Origin of the sequence: Klebsiella sp. OBRC7 (assembly GCF_000293135.1) — a bacterium.
Classification (GTDB): domain Bacteria; phylum Pseudomonadota; class Gammaproteobacteria; order Enterobacterales; family Enterobacteriaceae; genus Klebsiella; species Klebsiella michiganensis.
The window spans coordinates 1-14859 of sequence record NZ_ALNJ01000021.1; the positions used below are offsets into that span (position 1 = coordinate 1).

The window sequence follows — 14859 nt, forward strand, 5'->3', positions numbered from 1 at the left end:
TGTACAGCCTGATCGGGACATGCAAACTGAACGGAGTGGAGCCAGAAAGCTACCTTCGCCATGTGCTTGATGTTATAGCTGACTGGCCGATAAACCGGGTCAGCGAACTGCTCCCCTGGCGCGTAGCATTGCCAAATGAATAACACATCCCCGTCAATACGGTTCTCGCTGCACGCTTACTATTCAGTTGAGTGCATATCCAGTCATAGGATAGATTCTTACGTAGCGTTTCTGGCGTGCATTTTCGGGTGGTTTGTTACTGTTTTTAACGGGGACACGTCAGAAACGCGCTCAGGCCGTCTGAGCGGTACGCGTAATGCGGCGTTATGGTAAATAGCCTATGCTAATGTCCGCTAAGAGCGAGAAGCGGACGTTTGGTTGACGAACTATATATATAAAAAAACATAGCCCGTCAGAATTGTGTTTTAGGGTTTGCTGATAACTGCAACATATAAAATTGAACCATCATTTTCATGGCTTACCGGTCCACTGACCCGTACCAGGTCCTGAGCATCGAAGTGCTGCCCGTTCCAGACTTTCTGCGGGATGCGGACTTTGATGGTACCGGTTGGGTCGCGGAACGTATACCACTCGTCCTGCTGCTGGCTGACAACATTGCCTTCCAGTGTGATCCACGCCCCTTCGTGCATTGACGATACGATCTGAATCCGGCTTTGACTATTCTCCTGCTGAACTTTATGACCGGCATACATGTGCTCAGTGACGACAGGCTCTTTCTCTGCGGAGAAGCCACCTTGCGCTGCCAGAGCAGGAATGGCGATGAACGAAGTGAGTAACACTCCGGTGACGAACTGACTGAAATATTGTTTTTGCATAGCAGATTCCATTTATAATTTTACATCCCCCATGGGGGATATTGTCGATGATAAATGAGCGGCTATAAAAGCTCAATTCCTATCCCCGGCAGGGGGATAAAAATATGATGGGCTTCAGAAATATAAAACCCACCGGTTGGTGGGTTCAGGCGTGAGATTCATACAGGAGAAAATCAGCTCGTTACGCCGATCCAGCCGTGATAGCCCATGTAAATGCCGACAAGTGCAATCAGTACGCTTGAGAAGTATGGAGCCCGCCGCGCCAGCGTATCCAGGCCACTCCAGCGTTTGGTTGCCTGACGAACGCTGAAAGCCGCCGCTGCGCCCACTGAAACCAGCGTGATCGCTAAACCGATGCTGAAACACAGTACCAGCGCGGCACCGAGCGTAAATTCCTTCACCTGGATGCAGAGCAGCAAAACGGTAATGGCTGCCGGGCAAGGAATAAGGCCGCCGGTCAGGCCGAACAGGATTATTTGTCCGGTGGTTACGCTGCGATTCGCAAAACGTTTTTTGATGTCGTTCGCATGCGCTTTTTCGTGAGCATCCTGATATTCGCGAGAATTAACATCCAGACCTTCCAGCGAGGAATGATCGTGGTCGTGTTCATGTTCACGGAATTCCACATCATAATCATGCACATGGCCGCGATGGCCTAAAGACAGGCGAACATCAAAGCTGTGTGGCTCCGGGATCGCCAGGGCCGATTCCATAAACCCGTCTTTTTCGACGAAATCAAATACCTGTGAAAATGTCCCTGGACCACGGTTGGTCACCAGAGAAATGTCGCGAGCTTCCCATTTCTTGCCGCTGAGCGAGCGTAAACGCCAGTGAGGGGGTTGTCCTTCTTCGAAAATCGAGAGTTCAACGCTGCCATGGCCCGTATCGATGATGCGGGTTTCGTCATGATCGTGATGACCGTGGCTGTGTTCCTCTTCCTGCTCCATCTTCCACAGCTTTTCGCCGCGCCAGGTTCGCCAGAACATCCATGCCGCCGTACCGAGAATGATGACGGCGGAAATCAGCTGAAACCAGGGTTCGGCTGATTCAGCAGTGAATTTCTGACTGATATACATTCCGCCGAACGCAATGAGCCAGACAACAGACGTATGAGAAATTGTCGCGGCAAGCCCCAGTAATACCGCTTGCTTGACCGTTCCCCGGATGGCCACAATAAAGGCGGCCATCATCGTTTTGGAATGCCCTGGCTCCAGTCCGTGAAGCGCACCGAGCAAAATAGCGCTGGGGATGAACAGCCAGGCATTGGCCACGCCTTGCTGTAAAAGAGTGGAAAAATCAGTCATGTTTCGCTTGCCTTAAAGATATTTAGTTATCTCTTTAAATTCGCTAAGCGTCTTATCAGACTCCGTGTGGTCAGCATGAAGGGCATCCTCCAGGCAGTGATCCAGATGGTCATGAATTAAGGTACGCTTCGCATTCGTTATCGCCTTTTCCACAGCGTGCAGTTGCTGGGCGATATCCAGACATGCTTTCTCATCTTCGAGCATCTGGATGGTACTTTTCAGGTGCCCTGCGGCACGTTTAAGTCTTTTAATAATGTCAGGGTGTGATGCATGAACGGTCATGGTTTATCCTCTCCAGGTGGAAGGGATAAGATAATGTGTATCAACGCCATGGTCACACTTTTTATCGGCTTATCCTCTCCTGATACGTTGTCTTTTTTTGGGAAATTACTTCTCTTTCTTCGGCCAGGACGGATGTTCATCGTCAATGACGAAATCATGCTCATGGGTCGATTCGTTGTTTGTTTCCGGGTCTTTGTGGCTGTGAACCTGAGCGTACACTTCATGCTCAGGACGCCAGATAAGTACGGCGGTGACCAGCGACAATGTTGCCACAACAGTCAGGGCGATGAATGAAGCCTGTGTCCCCCATGCCGCACCAACCCATCCGGCCAGCGGATAAGTCACCAGCCAGCATGAATGTGACAGTGCAAACTGGGCGGCAAACAGCGCCGGTCTGTCTTCCGCTGTTGACGAACGGCGCAGCAGGCGACCACCCGGTGTCTGAGAAAGTGAATAGCCCACCCCCAGCAGTGCCCAGAGCACAACCAGCGTGATGTAATCCTTCAGGAAAATGCCTGACCCCAGGCCAATGACTAAAAGCGCCGTACCTGCAAGCATCGGCATACGGTCGCTCATGTTGTCGAGGAGTCTGGGGAGAACCAGGGCCGATACCATGGACCCCACGCCGAAGAAGGCCAGCGCAATAGCGGTAGACCGCTGTGAGAAACCAAAGTCCGCCTGAACCAGAACGACGGTGTTGACGATAACCATTGCACTCGCTGCCGCTACGGCCATGTTGAGTGCCAGCAGGCCGCGCAGTCTGGGCGTTTTCAGGAAGATGCGCATACCTCGTGTAGTTTTGTCATAGATGCTGCGTTTGACCGTTAACGCTTTCATCTTCGGCAGTGTCACGGAAACAACCAGAGCTGCTGAAGCAAGGAACCCGACTGCCGTACCGGCAAACAGGTTGTGGAAACTCATGACCGTCAGCAGTGCAGCCGCCAGCATAGGGCTGATGACGCTTTCAAGATCGTAGGCCAGACGTGACAGAGACAGCGCCCGGGTATATTCACGTTCGTCAGGAAGAATATCCGGGATAGTTGCCTGGAAAGTAGGCGTAAACGCCGCCGAGGCAGCCTGAAGAATGAAGATCAGGATGTAGATTTCCCATATCTGGGTGACAAAAGGCAGCGTGATAGCCACGAGAGCGCGAACCAGGTCCAGTGTTACCAGCATGGTGCGACGCGGGAATTTATCGGCAAAAGCCGCCGCCACGGGCGCAACAAGAATATAGGCGCTCATTTTGATAGCCAGCGCGGTACCCAGCACTGCCCCGGCTCTGTCACCTGCGAGATCGTAGGCCAGTAACCCTAACGCAACGGTCGCCAGACCGGTGCCAATAAGGGCGATAACCTGTGCCATAAACAGGTGGCGATAGGTACGATTAGAAAGAATGTTGAGCATCAGGAAATCTCTTGGTTTGAAATCACATCCCCCCCAGGGGGATATTCAAAGCATAGAGGGACCTGAAAAAAATGACAAGCTTTATCCGGGTGAGGAGGATACTGATTCGTCTGTTATCTTGGATGTTAAATAAAAAAGCTTCAGGTATCCCAGCGTTATACCTGAAGCAGCATAAAAAGTGTCGAAGGTGTTATCGCCGCTTCCCTGCGCAGCCCCTCCTGACGAGAAGGGAATTAACTCAGTTGTCCCAGACAGGTTTTCAGGCTCAACCGGGTGGCTTCAATATCACTATGGATAATGGTGCACCAGTCATCACGGTTAGCCCGAATGACCTCCAGCCAGTTATTCAGTGCCTGATTAAACGCCATGGTTTTCTCGCGCTGCGGCCAGCTCATCTGGTTAGTGCTGTAAATGTCCTGCCCTGGCTGCGGCATTAGTACGGTTTGCTGCGTCGACATCCGGGAAGTCACCGGCCAGGTATCAGAGTTGCCATCCCAGGAAGGCATCACCGGGAAACCCGCTCCGCGCAAGGCCATATCCCAGGTGGCATCAAACAGGTATGTTTTGCCCTGTAGCTCAAAAGCCACAGTGTCATGAAATCCCTGTGTTTGCGGCAAAATTGCCAGAATATCCGCAGGTACAGGCAAATCAGCCCAGTCAAACCGCACCAGCTTTCGCTTTGCCGTAATGCCACCATCGGTCAGCAGTCGTTCGGCAGCAGCGGCTTTATGACGGCAGTCGCCAAAGCCCTGCTGAAACAGACTCATGCTTTCGCCATTCCATGCACCGAGCTGATAGGGTATCCGCCTGACCAGCTCAAAAATGGCTCTTCGCAGTTCAGTTGAGCCAGGTTTAAGCCCGAGCGACTGCAAAACCCAGCCCGGCGTTATCGCCTCTTGTTGATTGCGGCGGGTGTTTATTTTTTGCCATGTTTCACTGACTTTTTCAGCCAGAGAGGCTGCCAGGGTTTCCCCCGGCAGTAATGTTGTCATCAGCAACGCTCCTGTGGTGGTGAGAAAATGTCTGCGCGTCAACATATCGGGCGTTACACCTCTACGTTGCGACGAAGCGCCGACATAACCAGTGATTCACAGACCACTTCTTCATCCTCTGCCCGCTTTACGCCGGGGAAGACCATCTGACTTACCGGGGACGAACGAAGCCGGTGATAACGGGCAATCGCGCCATTCATTCCTCCCATTTGCTTACGTCTGACCAGCCGCAGTCCGTGCTCCCAGGCGACTTCATCCATCGCGCTCGCCAGAACAGGGTCATGGTTGAAGATCAGGACGCCATCCTCTTTCAGCAGGCGTGCAGCGCTGCGAAGGAAAGCCGTGTAATCCTGTTCGAAATAGGCCGCTGCCTGGGAGTAGATAATATCGACCTCACCTGCCTGAACACCTCTGTTTTCCAGCGCTCCCAGCCCGGCTGCTGTCACGTAAGGATGCTCAGTCACGCCTTTTGGCAGCGATGCATGCCACGGTGTGAGATTAGTGAAGTGCAGGAATACGCTTTCCCCAAGTTGCTCCCTGAACTCCCCGGAAAGCCCGGAAATCGTCGCCTGATGGCCGGCACATTCCTCAGCGCGAAAACCCGCCCAGGCGGCACCAATTTCCAGGAAGGTGACTTTCCCGTTTTTGTGGTGAATGTTTTTCGCATAGTGGGCGATGTCGAACCCAATTTCTCGCGCCAGGCGAAATGAACCGCCGCTGGATGTCCAGGGGCCATCAAAGCCAAAGGCAAGGATCGCTTTGAGCATCGAGCCCGTTTCCTGATGCATCATTTTCAGGAACGGAATGACTTTACGCCGTGAAGGAACCGGGACATTCGGACGCATTTTTTTGGCCTGAAGGTCGCGATTAACGCCCATGCAGAGCGTCTGCCAGTGCAGGGGATCAACACGATAATTGAGTGCAGTGAAATTACGCGCAATATCTCGACGCGCCTGGATAGAGTCTTTATACATAGCCTCTCCGCTAAATCTGAAGTTGATTAAAGCCGGGCAGCAAAAACTGCCGGTAACAGCGATCAGATCTGGCGGATGCTGGGAGGACGGTAAATGATGTCCGTGGCCTTAACCGGGCTACGAAGATCGGCAAGCGGCAACCATCTGTCTGTTACAGGAGAGAGGGAAATCTCTACAGAGGGCGGCTGCTCAGGGGTTTCATGGAAATGGTCTGTCTGATGATGGCCTGCGTGGCCAGACTGAGGGATATCCGAATCGTGAGAGTGATCCTGCATTGACATGGTGACTTCTGCGTCATGCAGATTCATCTCGTAGCCTGTCAGGCCGTTTGTACCGTGCGACGCAAACGTCACCATCGACGACATCATCATGCCAATGGCCATGATGACGATCATCAGAACATAACGGGGCGAACGTTTAAACATCGGGTACATCGCTGATTGCTTTCCTCAATAGACAATGACAACGGTATAAAAAGATTAGCATCCCCCCGGGGAGGATGTAAGGGCTGGAATGTAAAGTCTTGTATTGGCGATATGAATAAAAAGGCCCGCATAATGCATCAGCGACCGGGGCGACCAGAATATAAGCAAGCATCTTCATTGCCAGCGCCGTTCCCGACTCCCCCTGCCCTGTCGCCCGCCAGCAGGCCCAGTGCAACGGTAGCAAGACCGGTACCGATAAGAGCAATTATGAGCACCATAAAAAGATAGCGATATGTACGGTTAGAAAGACTGAAAATATGTAGCAATCTCTACCATATGTATTAATCTCTACACTATGAAACTACATATCCTTATTCTGACACTGCCCACTGAGCAGGCCACATTACGTATGCGTGTCTGGCGGGCATTAAAAAATACCGGTGCCGCCATGCTGCGCGACGGCGTTTATCTGTTGCCTGAAGCGCAACAGAGCCATGAGATTTTTAACGAGATGAGTCGTGAAATCAGCGGTGAGGGAGGAACGGCCTTTGTTTTTGACGCAGAGACTTCCGACGAAGAGAAAATTCGCCCGTTATTCGATCGCTCTCAGCAGTACCTGATCCTGATGGAGAGCCTTCAGGTTTGTAAAAACGACCTTAATGAGGAAACCGCGGTCAGCCAACTGAAGATGGTAAGAAAACTTCGTCGCGAGCTGGATCGGATTGTGGCGATTGATTTCTTTCCTGGTGAAGCGCAGGCGCAGGCCATTTTTGCCTTGTCAGAACTGGAAGCTGGCATTAACAGGTTCATCTCTCCCGGAGAGCCTCATGCCGTCAGTGGCTTGCTGACACGGCTGAAGCCTGAGGATTTTCATAACAGGATCTGGGCTACGCGTCGCCGGCCATGGATTGACAGGCTTGCCAGCGCCTGGCTTATACGGCGTTTTATCGACCAGGATGCGCAGTTTCTCTGGCTTAAGGATGGCAACGATTGCCCGGAAGAGGCGGTGGGGTTTGATTTTGATGGCGCGACCTTCAGCCACATCGACAATCGTGTGACCTTTGAAGTGCTGATGGTCCGCTTCGGGCTGACGGGGGATGCCCTGAATGGTCTGGGGATGCTTGTGCATTACCTTGATGTTGGCGGGGTTCAGCCCCCCGAAGCCGCTGGCGTTGAAAGTGTACTGGCAGGATTGCGTGAAAGCATTACGGATGATGACACATTACTCACAGCGGCCTGTTCGCTGTTTGACGGTCTGTTAACGACGTTTGAAATGAGGTCCGGCCATGATGAACAAAACGGAGTTGCTGACGCTGGCAGAGGAAAACGTTAAGCCCAAGCCGGTCCCCCTGAAGGAGGCGTTCTGGTTCTGGATGAAGCTGGGTTTTATCAGCTTTGGCGGTCCTGCCGGACAGATTGCGATCATGCATCAGGAACTGGTCGAGAACCGGCGCTGGATTTCCGAGTCCCGTTTTCTCCACGCACTCAATTTCTGTATGGTGCTGCCCGGTCCGGAAGCTCAGCAACTTGCCACCTACATTGGCTGGCTGATGCACAGGACCTTGGGCGGAGTGATAGCGGGTTTGTTATTTATCCTTCCCTCACTTTTTATTCTTATCGCGTTGTCGTGGATCTATATCGCCTGGGGAGACGTTGCCATTATTGCCGGTATCTTTTACGGCATTAAACCCGCCGTGGCGGCAATCGTGCTGCAGGCGGCGCATCGCATCGGCTCCCGTGCGCTGAAACACGGTGCCCACTGGGCCATAGCTGCTGCGGCTTTTGTGGCCGTTTTCGCCCTGAACGTTCCTTTTCCCGTCATCGTTATTTCAGCAGCGATAACTGGCTTTATCGGCGGACGCATCGCGCCGGAAAAATTTCACAGCGGCAGCGGGCATAACAAACAGGAGAAAGCCGCCGTTGATGCTGCGGTTATTGACGATCATACGCCCGTACCGGCGCATGCCCTGTTCAGCTGGGCGAAACTGTTAAGGATTGTGGCAGCGGGTGCACTGCTCTGGCTTATTCCCATGACGGTGCTGACGCTGGGGCTGGGCTGGGCGCATCCGGTGACGCAGATGGGCTGGTTCTTTACCAAGGCTGCGCTCCTTACCTTCGGTGGGGCCTACGCCGTCCTGCCATACGTTTATCAGGGTGCTGTCGTCAATTTTGGCTGGCTGACTGCCGGGCAGATGATGGACGGGCTGGCGCTGGGAGAAACCACGCCCGGCCCGCTGATTATGGTGGTCACGTTTGTCGGATTTGTGGGCGGGTATACCCATGCCGTTTTTGGCGCGGATATGCTGTTTGTCGGCGGCGCCGTTGCCGCCTGCATGGTGACCTGGTTTACCTTTCTCCCGTCCTTCATTTTCGTGCTGGCAGGCGGGCCGTTTATCGAAACGACCCACAACAAGGCGGGTTTCACGGCACCTTTAACCGCCATCACAGCGGCCGTAGTGGGCGTCATTGTTAATCTGGGGCTGTTTTTTATCTGGCATACCGTATGGCCGGAAGGCGCAAAGGGAGGGATCGATATCCCTGCCGCCCTGATTGCCGTCGCCGCTGCGTTTGCGCTTTTCAGATTAAAATGGAAGGTTACGCACGTTATTGCCATGGCGGCTCTCGCCGGGCTGATACTCCGCCTGACCGGGCTGTCAGCTGTGTGAAAAGGGGCAGGTTATCCTGCCCCTGATTTATCAGATAACCCGTTTGATGTTCAGGTAGTCGCCGGTTGTATCAAGCTGGATCGTGATGGTCTCAGAACCACGATTTCGCCAGAACCAGCCATGTTTACCCTCGAACGCGGCCTGTAAAACGCCGTCTCCGGATGTGATCTGCCGGGCTTTACCATAGCCATGGTAGAAGCCTTTCGGGGCGTTGACCGGATCGCCGTGCGCATCCACGTTTACCGGTCCGGAACTTGTCCACTGATAGGTCACGCGGGCATCTTTGCGCATTTCCAGTTTAACTTCAGCAGCTTCGTTAGGCTTCAGGGTGATGAGCATCTGATGACGTTGCGAGCCAGCCGATGGTACTTCCGGCGCGCGCGTGGTCGCCGGAACGCTCAGCTCCGGGTAGGTGTTCTGCGTTATTGCCGGAGGATTATCCGGGATCGGTCGCTCATTAACTGGCGCAGCCAGCTGTCCTTGCTGAACAGCGCTGGCCTGATTATCGGCATCAGCTTCTTCGGCAAGCTGCGTTTTGATTTCTCCCATCTGCTTAAGCCCCAGTAAACGACCCACGCCAGTAGGATCAATGCCGTATTCCGAAGGCATGACGACGGTGATCAGCAGCGTCAGCGCCACGATGGCGGCGAGGATAGTGGACTGCATCAGTTTGATGGCAGAAGGTAATTCTGCGCGTGTTGGTAAATCAGTGTTGTACATTGTTTTGTCTCCCTCAGGCTAAAATGTAGCCACAAAGCTGGTAACTCATTAACAGAAATCCCGCGCTCATCATCACCACATTGGCGGTATAAGCGTGTCGGAAAAAGCTCGCCGTTTGCCGCCAGTAGCTCATAACGATCAGGATGGCGCTCAGCGCGAGCAGCTGGCCGATCTCAACGCCAATGTTGAAGGCAATCAGGTTGACAAACAGGCCATCGGGAGAGATTTCGAATTCCTGGATTTTGGTTGCCAGACCAAAACCGTGGAAGAATCCAAAGATGAGCGTCGCAAGCTTCGTGTTGGGCTGAACGCCAAACCAGCGCTGGAATGCCCCGAGGTTATCAAGCGCTTTATAGACCACGGACAGCCCGATAATGGCGTCAATAAGGTAAGCACTGACGCTGATATCAAAGAAGGTGCCGATGAGCAGCGTCGTTGAATGCCCGATAGCGAACAGGCTAACGTACAGCCCGATATCACGCATTTTGTAGAGAAAGAAAATCACCCCGAACAGAAACAGCAGATGATCGTAACCGGTCACCATGTGCTTCGCGCCAAGGTAGATAAACGGGATGATGTTCACCCCGGTGATTTCCTGGATGTACCCTTTGTCGCCTTCCGCCACGCCGTGCGCATACGCGCCCTGGCTGTAGAAAAGCAGTAACAACAGGAAAAACAGACAAGCCGAACGCGCCTGAGCTGAAAGCAGGCGAGCGCTCAACCGGCCCTGTGTATCAAGGCTGGTATACATAAAAATCCTTACATGTTGAATAATAACGAATTAGCAGAAGTTATTACGCAGACAGGATTCTCGGAGGGCGTTCGGGGGTGGACTGCGGCATTTGCAGTATTTGTTCTGAACTCAACGCATATATCACCCGCATGCCCGGATTCCATGCGTGCAGAGTAGGCAGAGCAAAGAGTTTATTCAGATCGTGGGAATGATCGGCATTGAGGTGATGCACGCTACCGTGGGAGTGAAACAACAATGGATCGTGCTCATTCAGTGGTTCATCGCTGTCGTGTTGATGGTCACTGATGGACGTTGTTTCCTGAACGCTGTATGCAGCCTGTGGCTTTGCCATAAACGAACTGCTCAGCACGGCAACAGCCATGATGATAAGCACGATTCTGGAAATGACTTCACGGCTGATAAACACAGTTAACGGCATCCTGATGATACAAAGTAACAACGTGCGTAATGTATCCGCTATGCTGGCTTGATTTCAATAGTTGTTTTGAGTTTGGTTTTGTCTGAAATGTTCAACAAATCCTGCCGTCCACTTCTGGCACAAAGCGGACAGTGATCACCGTTCTTACGACTACTTTCTGACTTACTTCGTGACTTGCCCTAAGCATGTTGTAGTGCGATACTTGTAATGACATTTGTAATTACAAGGGGTGTAAGACATGGGTAGCATTAACCTACGTATTGACGATGAACTTAAAGCGCGTTCTTACGCCGCGCTTGAAAAAATGGGCGTAACTCCTTCTGAAGCGCTTCGTCTCATGCTCGAGTATATCGCTGACAATGAACGCTTGCCGTTCAAACAGACACTCCTGAGTGATGAAGATGCTGAACTTGTGGAGATAGTGAAAGAACGACTTTGTAATCCTAAGCCAGTACGTGTGACGCTGGATGAACTCTGATGGCGTATTTTCTGGATTTTGACGAGCGGGCACTAAAGGAATGGCGAAAGCTGGGCTCGACGGTACGTGAACAGTTGAAAAAGAAGCTGGTTGAAGTACTTGAGTCACCCCGGATTGAAGCAAACAAGCTCCGTGGTATGCCTGATTGTTACAAGATTAAGCTCCGGTCTTCAGGCTATCGCCTTGTATACCAGGTTATAGACGAGAAAGTTGTCGTTTTCGTGATTTCTGTTGGGAAAAGAGAACGCTCGGAAGTATATAGCGAGGCGGTCAAACGCATTCTCTGAACCAAAGCATGACATCTCTGTTTCGCACCGATGGTGACACTTCTGCTTTGCGTTGACAGGAGAAGAAGGCCATGAAACTGCCGCGAAACACTCTGCTCGGGTGCGTATTAATAGTGTGTCTCACACTGCTGATATTCACTTATCTGACCCGGAAATCACTCTGTGAAATCCGGTACAGGGACACGAACAGGGAGGTGGCGGCTTTTATGGCTTACGAATCCGCTAAGTAGCTAACCCCGGCGGAGGGAAACCTCCGCCACTCAGGGGCTGAAATTGTCTGGACATACCTGAAGCGCCTTTATGAAGGGGTTGCCGGTTCGCCGGTAGCCCCTTTTTCCTTTCAGTTAATAACATCTGGCCACCTTCGGCTCCCGGTCGCTCCGCGTCCAGTCGTCGAGCCACACTCCGCTAACCGCGAAATGATGCGGTAAGCTCCGCCGAACCCGCGGGGCGGTTTCGGGCCATTCGGCTAGTGTCTGATGGCTGACGTCAACGGCGCGCTTGCTGCGTCCGTTCCGGTCGCGCCGCTTTCACCGTGCCGGCGATAAAGCTGCCGGCACTCTGATGGCGCCACGCCGTTCCGTCGTGTCGGGTGTGTTCATTCTCATCCCTTCCCCTGGTGAGTCATCTCTCGTCCGTTCCCCGGCGGAGGGCTGGTCGTAGCACCGTCGCGTCGTCATCCAAGAGGTAAATGAACTCCGCCAAAAACTTTTTGCATCGGACCGCAAAAACTTTTTGTCTCCGCCCCTTTCCTTCCTCCTTGCGACGTCGCTCCTTTGCCCTTTGCCGCCAGGGAACTCACCGAGAGATGGATTAACCACCAGACAAGAGGAAAAGCAGAATGAACACACACAACGTCAACGTCAAAACCGCCACCAAAGAATCTTCCGAAAGATGGGTTATGGCCTGCCCGGAACCGATCGCAGCAAAGGTGCTGGCATTTCACGGACAGAGCGCCAGCTATGCATTTAATGTCCTGGCTGATTTGAAAGCTGTCGGTGCGTCATATGCACGACGAAACATTATCGCAGATATGTTTCGTCGTTTAGGTGTGAAGTAACCCACTGAAGGAGAACTGTTATGGACCGTCGAAATATGAACCTCCGCACTGACGGCTTTGTGCGCAACATTCACTCCCGTAACCCGTTCGATGTTATCCGCGCCGATGTGGTGCTGGCACGTATCGAGAAAGAGGCGGGGCGCTGCTGCGGTATGCACTTCGAACTGTATCAGGCGCGTGTGCTGGGCGATGCGCTGGATTATCTGGACGCCCTGCCGCTGAAAGACCGCCCTGTACTCATGGGCGCGGCGGCAAAGCGTGGTTACATCCTGACGTTTTCGGAAGAAGAGCACGCGCTGGAAGCAAAAGATGTGCTGATGAGCGAACTGGCGGCAAACGAATAAATAAGCACGGGGGCGGCGTGCTGCTGCCTCCCTTAACCCGAAGGAGAAAAATATGTACTTACACCTGACTGAATCTTCCGCCGTTCCGGGAATGCAGGCTACTGCTGAAGCGGAACGCGAATACTGGCTGAGTCGCCAGAAAACGGCGGTAAAAGCCCCCGCTGAAATAGACGTCCACGCCTTCCATGATGCGCTGGGCCTGATGTACCCGCTCAACTGGTCAACGAGCGAAAGCGGCAGCTGGGAGACGTTCATGCTGCAGGAAATGGTCTGCGGGGACGTGACAGAGATTTACGCCCGCTACGGAGCCAGATATTACCGGCTGCGGGATGTGTGCAACCTGAGCCATGAGCAGATAAAGACGCGCATTAAGGAGGCACTGAAACTGGCCCAGAAATGAAAAAAGCAGGCTTTCGCCTGCTCATTCAACGCCGGATACCTACCCGCAAAAGTGCGTATCCGGCTTCATCAAAAACCACATGGAGATAACACCATGAAATTTGACCATCAAATCGTCGCACAGGCGAACGAGTTTGTAAATGCCTTACGCAGTGGTAAGCGTGCCCACGTCCCCGCTATGCGTCTGGAATACTGGCAGCAGTTCATGGCCACGGTATACGCCGGCCTCGGTCTGGCGTGATGTGAAACCAGCCGCTCCGTAAGGGGCGGCTTTTTCAGGAGAAAAATTCATGTCACAGCTGAGTTTTGCCGATGTGTTCAATATGGCCAGAGAGAGCGCTGACAAAAGACCGGTCACACAGGACATGCTGCAGGGGATCGAATGTGTGCCCTCTGTGCAGAAGATGATGAGTGCGCACTATAGCCGGAGCCGTTTCATCAGCGTGTTTAAATCCACGGGCCGCCATCTGGGGCGCTGGGAAGTGTTCAGTGACTTTTTGTCACTCGCTGCCAGTGAACTGGATATCGCCCGGATAAGAACGCCGGAGAGCATGGAGCACTGCCGGAAAATCAGTGCGCGATACGAGGCGTCAGATATCGCGAATATGCAGGAGATGTTTTGCCTGATGGTGTGTGCGCTGGAGGCAAAATTCCATGATTTCCTCGGTGCCATTTTCATGGAGCTTGAGCTGGGCGATAACTTCCGCGGGCAGTATTTTACCCCTTATTCGGTCCAGTGCCTGATGGCGCGGATGCTGATGCCGGGTGTCAGGGACACTATCCGCCGGGAAGGCATTGCTACCGTCAGCGACCCGGCCTGCGGGGCTGCCGGGATGCTTATTGCGTATGCGGAGTGTCTGCTTGAGGCGGATATCAATCCTTCCATGCACATGTTTGGCAGTTGCATCGATATCGACCCGGTGGCGGCAGATATGGCCTTCATCCAGCTGTCACTGCTGGGGATTGCGGCGGAAGTGGTGACGGGTAACACGTTAACAATGAAGTTTAACAGGGTAAGGTATACCCCGGTTTATTACTTCAATGACTTTGAAAAACGGCTGGCAGACCTGGGCCGGTTCAGGGCGATGCGGGACTTTTTGCGCGGAATACCGGAGGCCGCGTAAATAACCAGAAGGGCAGGGGATAACCTGCCCGACTGCGGGAAAAGGCCGCGCACCTGCGGTGCAGAATAATACCGGCTGCGCTACGCGCCGCCCGTATTACTCCGGCGCGGGCTTGTCTCACCATTATTATTTGTTCAGGTCAGTTATATCTCATCCGGTATCGTGCTGTTTATCTCTTCCGGTATTTATCCTTTATGGTGAATAAAATGAATACCGGTTCGGGCGTCGTCCCGGAGGGACACGGCTGTCGTGAACAGAGCCAGCAAGCTGTCTCTGCCCTGTCGGGCTTCCATCCTGACGCAAATTCAAATTCGCGCTTGCTGCATCGGTGATGCTGCCAACTTACTGATTTAGTGTATGATGGTGTTTTTGAGGTGCTCCAGTGGCTTCTG

21 protein-coding genes and 2 pseudogenes are annotated in these 14859 nt (G+C 53.0%); 11 read left to right on the top strand and 12 right to left on the bottom strand.

Going from position 1 to position 14859, the window contains the following annotated elements; genetic code table 11:
- Positions 1-143, top strand: a 143-nt coding sequence (locus HMPREF1144_RS31010; protein ID WP_157214904.1) for a transposase domain-containing protein, incomplete at its 5' end; no start/stop codon positions are given.
- 282 nt (positions 144-425) lie between these two features.
- Here the strand turns inward: HMPREF1144_RS31010 and HMPREF1144_RS04470 are convergent.
- The 8 genes and pseudogenes from HMPREF1144_RS04470 to HMPREF1144_RS32845 form a co-directional block, all read right to left on the bottom strand.
- On the bottom strand, positions 426-848 hold the full coding sequence (locus HMPREF1144_RS04470; protein WP_032072095.1) for a nickel resistance OB fold protein NcrY: 423 nt from the start codon (positions 846-848) through the stop codon (positions 426-428).
- Between the two features lie 161 nt (positions 849-1009).
- Positions 1010-2140: a Ni(II)/Co(II) efflux transporter permease subunit NcrC gene (locus HMPREF1144_RS04475; RefSeq protein ID WP_004196366.1), complete on the bottom strand. Its 1131-nt coding sequence runs from the start codon at positions 2138-2140 to the stop codon at positions 1010-1012.
- Positions 2141-2152: 12 nt separating this feature from the next.
- Positions 2153-2422: a nickel-sensing transcriptional repressor NcrB gene (locus HMPREF1144_RS04480; protein ID WP_004196355.1), complete on the bottom strand. Its 270-nt coding sequence runs from the start codon at positions 2420-2422 to the stop codon at positions 2153-2155.
- Positions 2423-2527: 105 nt separating this feature from the next.
- Complete coding sequence (gene nirA, locus HMPREF1144_RS04485; RefSeq protein ID WP_004196314.1) at positions 2528-3826, bottom strand: MFS transporter; 1299 nt, start codon at positions 3824-3826, stop codon at positions 2528-2530.
- A 233-nt stretch (positions 3827-4059) separates the two neighbouring features.
- Positions 4060-4818 (bottom strand): hypothetical protein, encoded by a 759-nt coding sequence (locus HMPREF1144_RS04490; protein WP_004196325.1) that lies wholly within the window; start codon positions 4816-4818, stop codon positions 4060-4062.
- Between the two features lie 53 nt (positions 4819-4871).
- Positions 4872-5792 carry a methyltransferase domain-containing protein gene (locus HMPREF1144_RS04495; RefSeq protein WP_009651957.1) on the bottom strand — a complete coding sequence of 307 codons (921 nt, stop codon included), beginning with the start codon at positions 5790-5792 and terminating at the stop codon, positions 4872-4874.
- Positions 5793-5854: 62 nt separating this feature from the next.
- Positions 5855-6226: a hypothetical protein gene (locus tag HMPREF1144_RS04500; protein ID WP_004196359.1), complete on the bottom strand. Its 372-nt coding sequence runs from the start codon at positions 6224-6226 to the stop codon at positions 5855-5857.
- Positions 6227-6350: 124 nt separating this feature from the next.
- Positions 6351-6495: pseudogene (locus tag HMPREF1144_RS32845) on the bottom strand (MFS transporter); the annotation flags it as partial.
- 77 nt (positions 6496-6572) lie between these two features.
- Between HMPREF1144_RS32845 and HMPREF1144_RS04505 the strand changes: the two are divergent.
- Positions 6573-7550 (top strand): chromate resistance protein ChrB domain-containing protein, encoded by a 978-nt coding sequence (locus HMPREF1144_RS04505; RefSeq protein ID WP_004196334.1) that lies wholly within the window; start codon positions 6573-6575, stop codon positions 7548-7550.
- Positions 7507-8883, top strand: coding sequence for a chromate efflux transporter (chrA, locus tag HMPREF1144_RS04510; protein ID WP_004196363.1), 1377 nt, complete (start codon positions 7507-7509; stop codon positions 8881-8883). The genes HMPREF1144_RS04505 and chrA overlap by 44 nt, the downstream gene beginning before the upstream one ends.
- Positions 8884-8913: 30 nt before the next feature.
- Here the strand turns inward: chrA and HMPREF1144_RS04515 are convergent, their stop codons facing one another.
- The 4 genes and pseudogenes from HMPREF1144_RS04515 to ydfV form a co-directional block, all read right to left on the bottom strand.
- Positions 8914-9603 carry a hypothetical protein gene (locus HMPREF1144_RS04515; RefSeq protein WP_004196322.1) on the bottom strand — a complete coding sequence of 230 codons (690 nt, stop codon included), beginning with the start codon at positions 9601-9603 and terminating at the stop codon, positions 8914-8916.
- A 13-nt stretch (positions 9604-9616) separates the two neighbouring features.
- A complete protein-coding gene (locus HMPREF1144_RS04520; RefSeq protein ID WP_008460272.1) occupies positions 9617-10354 on the bottom strand; it encodes a HupE/UreJ family protein in 738 nt (245 codons plus the stop codon).
- Between the two features lie 43 nt (positions 10355-10397).
- Complete coding sequence (locus tag HMPREF1144_RS31020) at positions 10398-10763, bottom strand: hypothetical protein (protein WP_009651956.1); 366 nt, start codon at positions 10761-10763, stop codon at positions 10398-10400.
- 127 nt (positions 10764-10890) lie between these two features.
- Positions 10891-10989 (bottom strand): annotated as a pseudogene (ydfV, locus tag HMPREF1144_RS33455) (protein YdfV); the annotation flags it as partial.
- 24 nt (positions 10990-11013) lie between these two features.
- On the opposite strand from ydfV, the gene relB reads away from it, so the two are divergent.
- The 8 genes from relB to HMPREF1144_RS04565 all read left to right on the top strand — a co-directional run bounded on the left by relB (position 11014) and on the right by HMPREF1144_RS04565 (position 14467).
- Positions 11014-11253: a type II toxin-antitoxin system antitoxin RelB gene (gene relB / locus HMPREF1144_RS04530; RefSeq protein WP_004196370.1), complete on the top strand. Its 240-nt coding sequence runs from the start codon at positions 11014-11016 to the stop codon at positions 11251-11253.
- Complete coding sequence (gene relE / locus HMPREF1144_RS04535; protein WP_000323025.1) at positions 11253-11540, top strand: type II toxin-antitoxin system mRNA interferase RelE; 288 nt, start codon at positions 11253-11255, stop codon at positions 11538-11540. The genes relB and relE overlap by 1 nt, the downstream gene beginning before the upstream one ends.
- Before the next feature lie 110 nt (positions 11541-11650).
- A complete protein-coding gene (locus HMPREF1144_RS04540) occupies positions 11651-11770 on the top strand; it encodes a type I toxin-antitoxin system Hok family toxin (protein WP_223156217.1) in 120 nt (39 codons plus the stop codon).
- A gap of 671 nt (positions 11771-12441) precedes the next feature.
- On the top strand, positions 12442-12600 hold the full coding sequence (locus tag HMPREF1144_RS04545; RefSeq protein ID WP_223240703.1) for a hypothetical protein: 159 nt from the start codon (positions 12442-12444) through the stop codon (positions 12598-12600).
- A 20-nt stretch (positions 12601-12620) separates the two neighbouring features.
- On the top strand, positions 12621-12944 hold the full coding sequence (locus HMPREF1144_RS04550) for a hypothetical protein (RefSeq protein ID WP_009651959.1): 324 nt from the start codon (positions 12621-12623) through the stop codon (positions 12942-12944).
- Between the two features lie 52 nt (positions 12945-12996).
- On the top strand, positions 12997-13344 hold the full coding sequence (locus tag HMPREF1144_RS04555; protein WP_009651960.1) for a hypothetical protein: 348 nt from the start codon (positions 12997-12999) through the stop codon (positions 13342-13344).
- Between the two features lie 93 nt (positions 13345-13437).
- On the top strand, positions 13438-13584 hold the full coding sequence (locus HMPREF1144_RS04560; protein ID WP_009651955.1) for a hypothetical protein: 147 nt from the start codon (positions 13438-13440) through the stop codon (positions 13582-13584).
- A 49-nt stretch (positions 13585-13633) separates the two neighbouring features.
- Positions 13634-14467, top strand: a complete 834-nt coding sequence (locus tag HMPREF1144_RS04565; protein WP_009651958.1) for an N-6 DNA methylase — start codon at positions 13634-13636, stop codon at positions 14465-14467.
- Positions 14468-14859 lie beyond the last annotated feature (392 nt).

Bases quoted from the DNA above. Each gene is read 5' to 3' on its own strand.
- HMPREF1144_RS04550 (WP_009651959.1), top strand. From the start codon at position 12,621: ATGGACCGTCGAAATATGAACCTCCGCACTGACGGCTTTGTGCGCAAC.
- HMPREF1144_RS04505 (WP_004196334.1), top strand. From the start codon at position 6,573: ATGAAACTACATATCCTTATTCTGACACTGCCCACTGAGCAGGCCACA.
- nirA (WP_004196314.1), bottom strand. From the start codon at position 3,826: ATGCTCAACATTCTTTCTAATCGTACCTATCGCCACCTGTTTATGGCA.
- HMPREF1144_RS04490 (WP_004196325.1), bottom strand. From the start codon at position 4,818: ATGACAACATTACTGCCGGGGGAAACCCTGGCAGCCTCTCTGGCTGAA.
- HMPREF1144_RS04515 (WP_004196322.1), bottom strand. From the start codon at position 9,603: ATGTACAACACTGATTTACCAACACGCGCAGAATTACCTTCTGCCATC.
- HMPREF1144_RS04555 (WP_009651960.1), top strand. From the start codon at position 12,997: ATGTACTTACACCTGACTGAATCTTCCGCCGTTCCGGGAATGCAGGCT.
- relB (WP_004196370.1), top strand. From the start codon at position 11,014: ATGGGTAGCATTAACCTACGTATTGACGATGAACTTAAAGCGCGTTCT.
- HMPREF1144_RS04565 (WP_009651958.1), top strand. From the start codon at position 13,634: ATGTCACAGCTGAGTTTTGCCGATGTGTTCAATATGGCCAGAGAGAGC.
- HMPREF1144_RS04495 (WP_009651957.1), bottom strand. From the start codon at position 5,792: ATGTATAAAGACTCTATCCAGGCGCGTCGAGATATTGCGCGTAATTTC.
- HMPREF1144_RS04470 (WP_032072095.1), bottom strand. From the start codon at position 848: ATGGAATCTGCTATGCAAAAACAATATTTCAGTCAGTTCGTCACCGGA.
- HMPREF1144_RS04480 (WP_004196355.1), bottom strand. From the start codon at position 2,422: ATGACCGTTCATGCATCACACCCTGACATTATTAAAAGACTTAAACGT.
- HMPREF1144_RS04520 (WP_008460272.1), bottom strand. From the start codon at position 10,354: ATGTATACCAGCCTTGATACACAGGGCCGGTTGAGCGCTCGCCTGCTT.
- HMPREF1144_RS04545 (WP_223240703.1), top strand. From the start codon at position 12,442: ATGGCCTGCCCGGAACCGATCGCAGCAAAGGTGCTGGCATTTCACGGA.
- HMPREF1144_RS04560 (WP_009651955.1), top strand. From the start codon at position 13,438: ATGAAATTTGACCATCAAATCGTCGCACAGGCGAACGAGTTTGTAAAT.
- chrA (WP_004196363.1), top strand. From the start codon at position 7,507: ATGAACAAAACGGAGTTGCTGACGCTGGCAGAGGAAAACGTTAAGCCC.
- HMPREF1144_RS04475 (WP_004196366.1), bottom strand. From the start codon at position 2,140: ATGACTGATTTTTCCACTCTTTTACAGCAAGGCGTGGCCAATGCCTGG.
- relE (WP_000323025.1), top strand. From the start codon at position 11,253: ATGGCGTATTTTCTGGATTTTGACGAGCGGGCACTAAAGGAATGGCGA.
- HMPREF1144_RS04500 (WP_004196359.1), bottom strand. From the start codon at position 6,226: ATGTACCCGATGTTTAAACGTTCGCCCCGTTATGTTCTGATGATCGTC.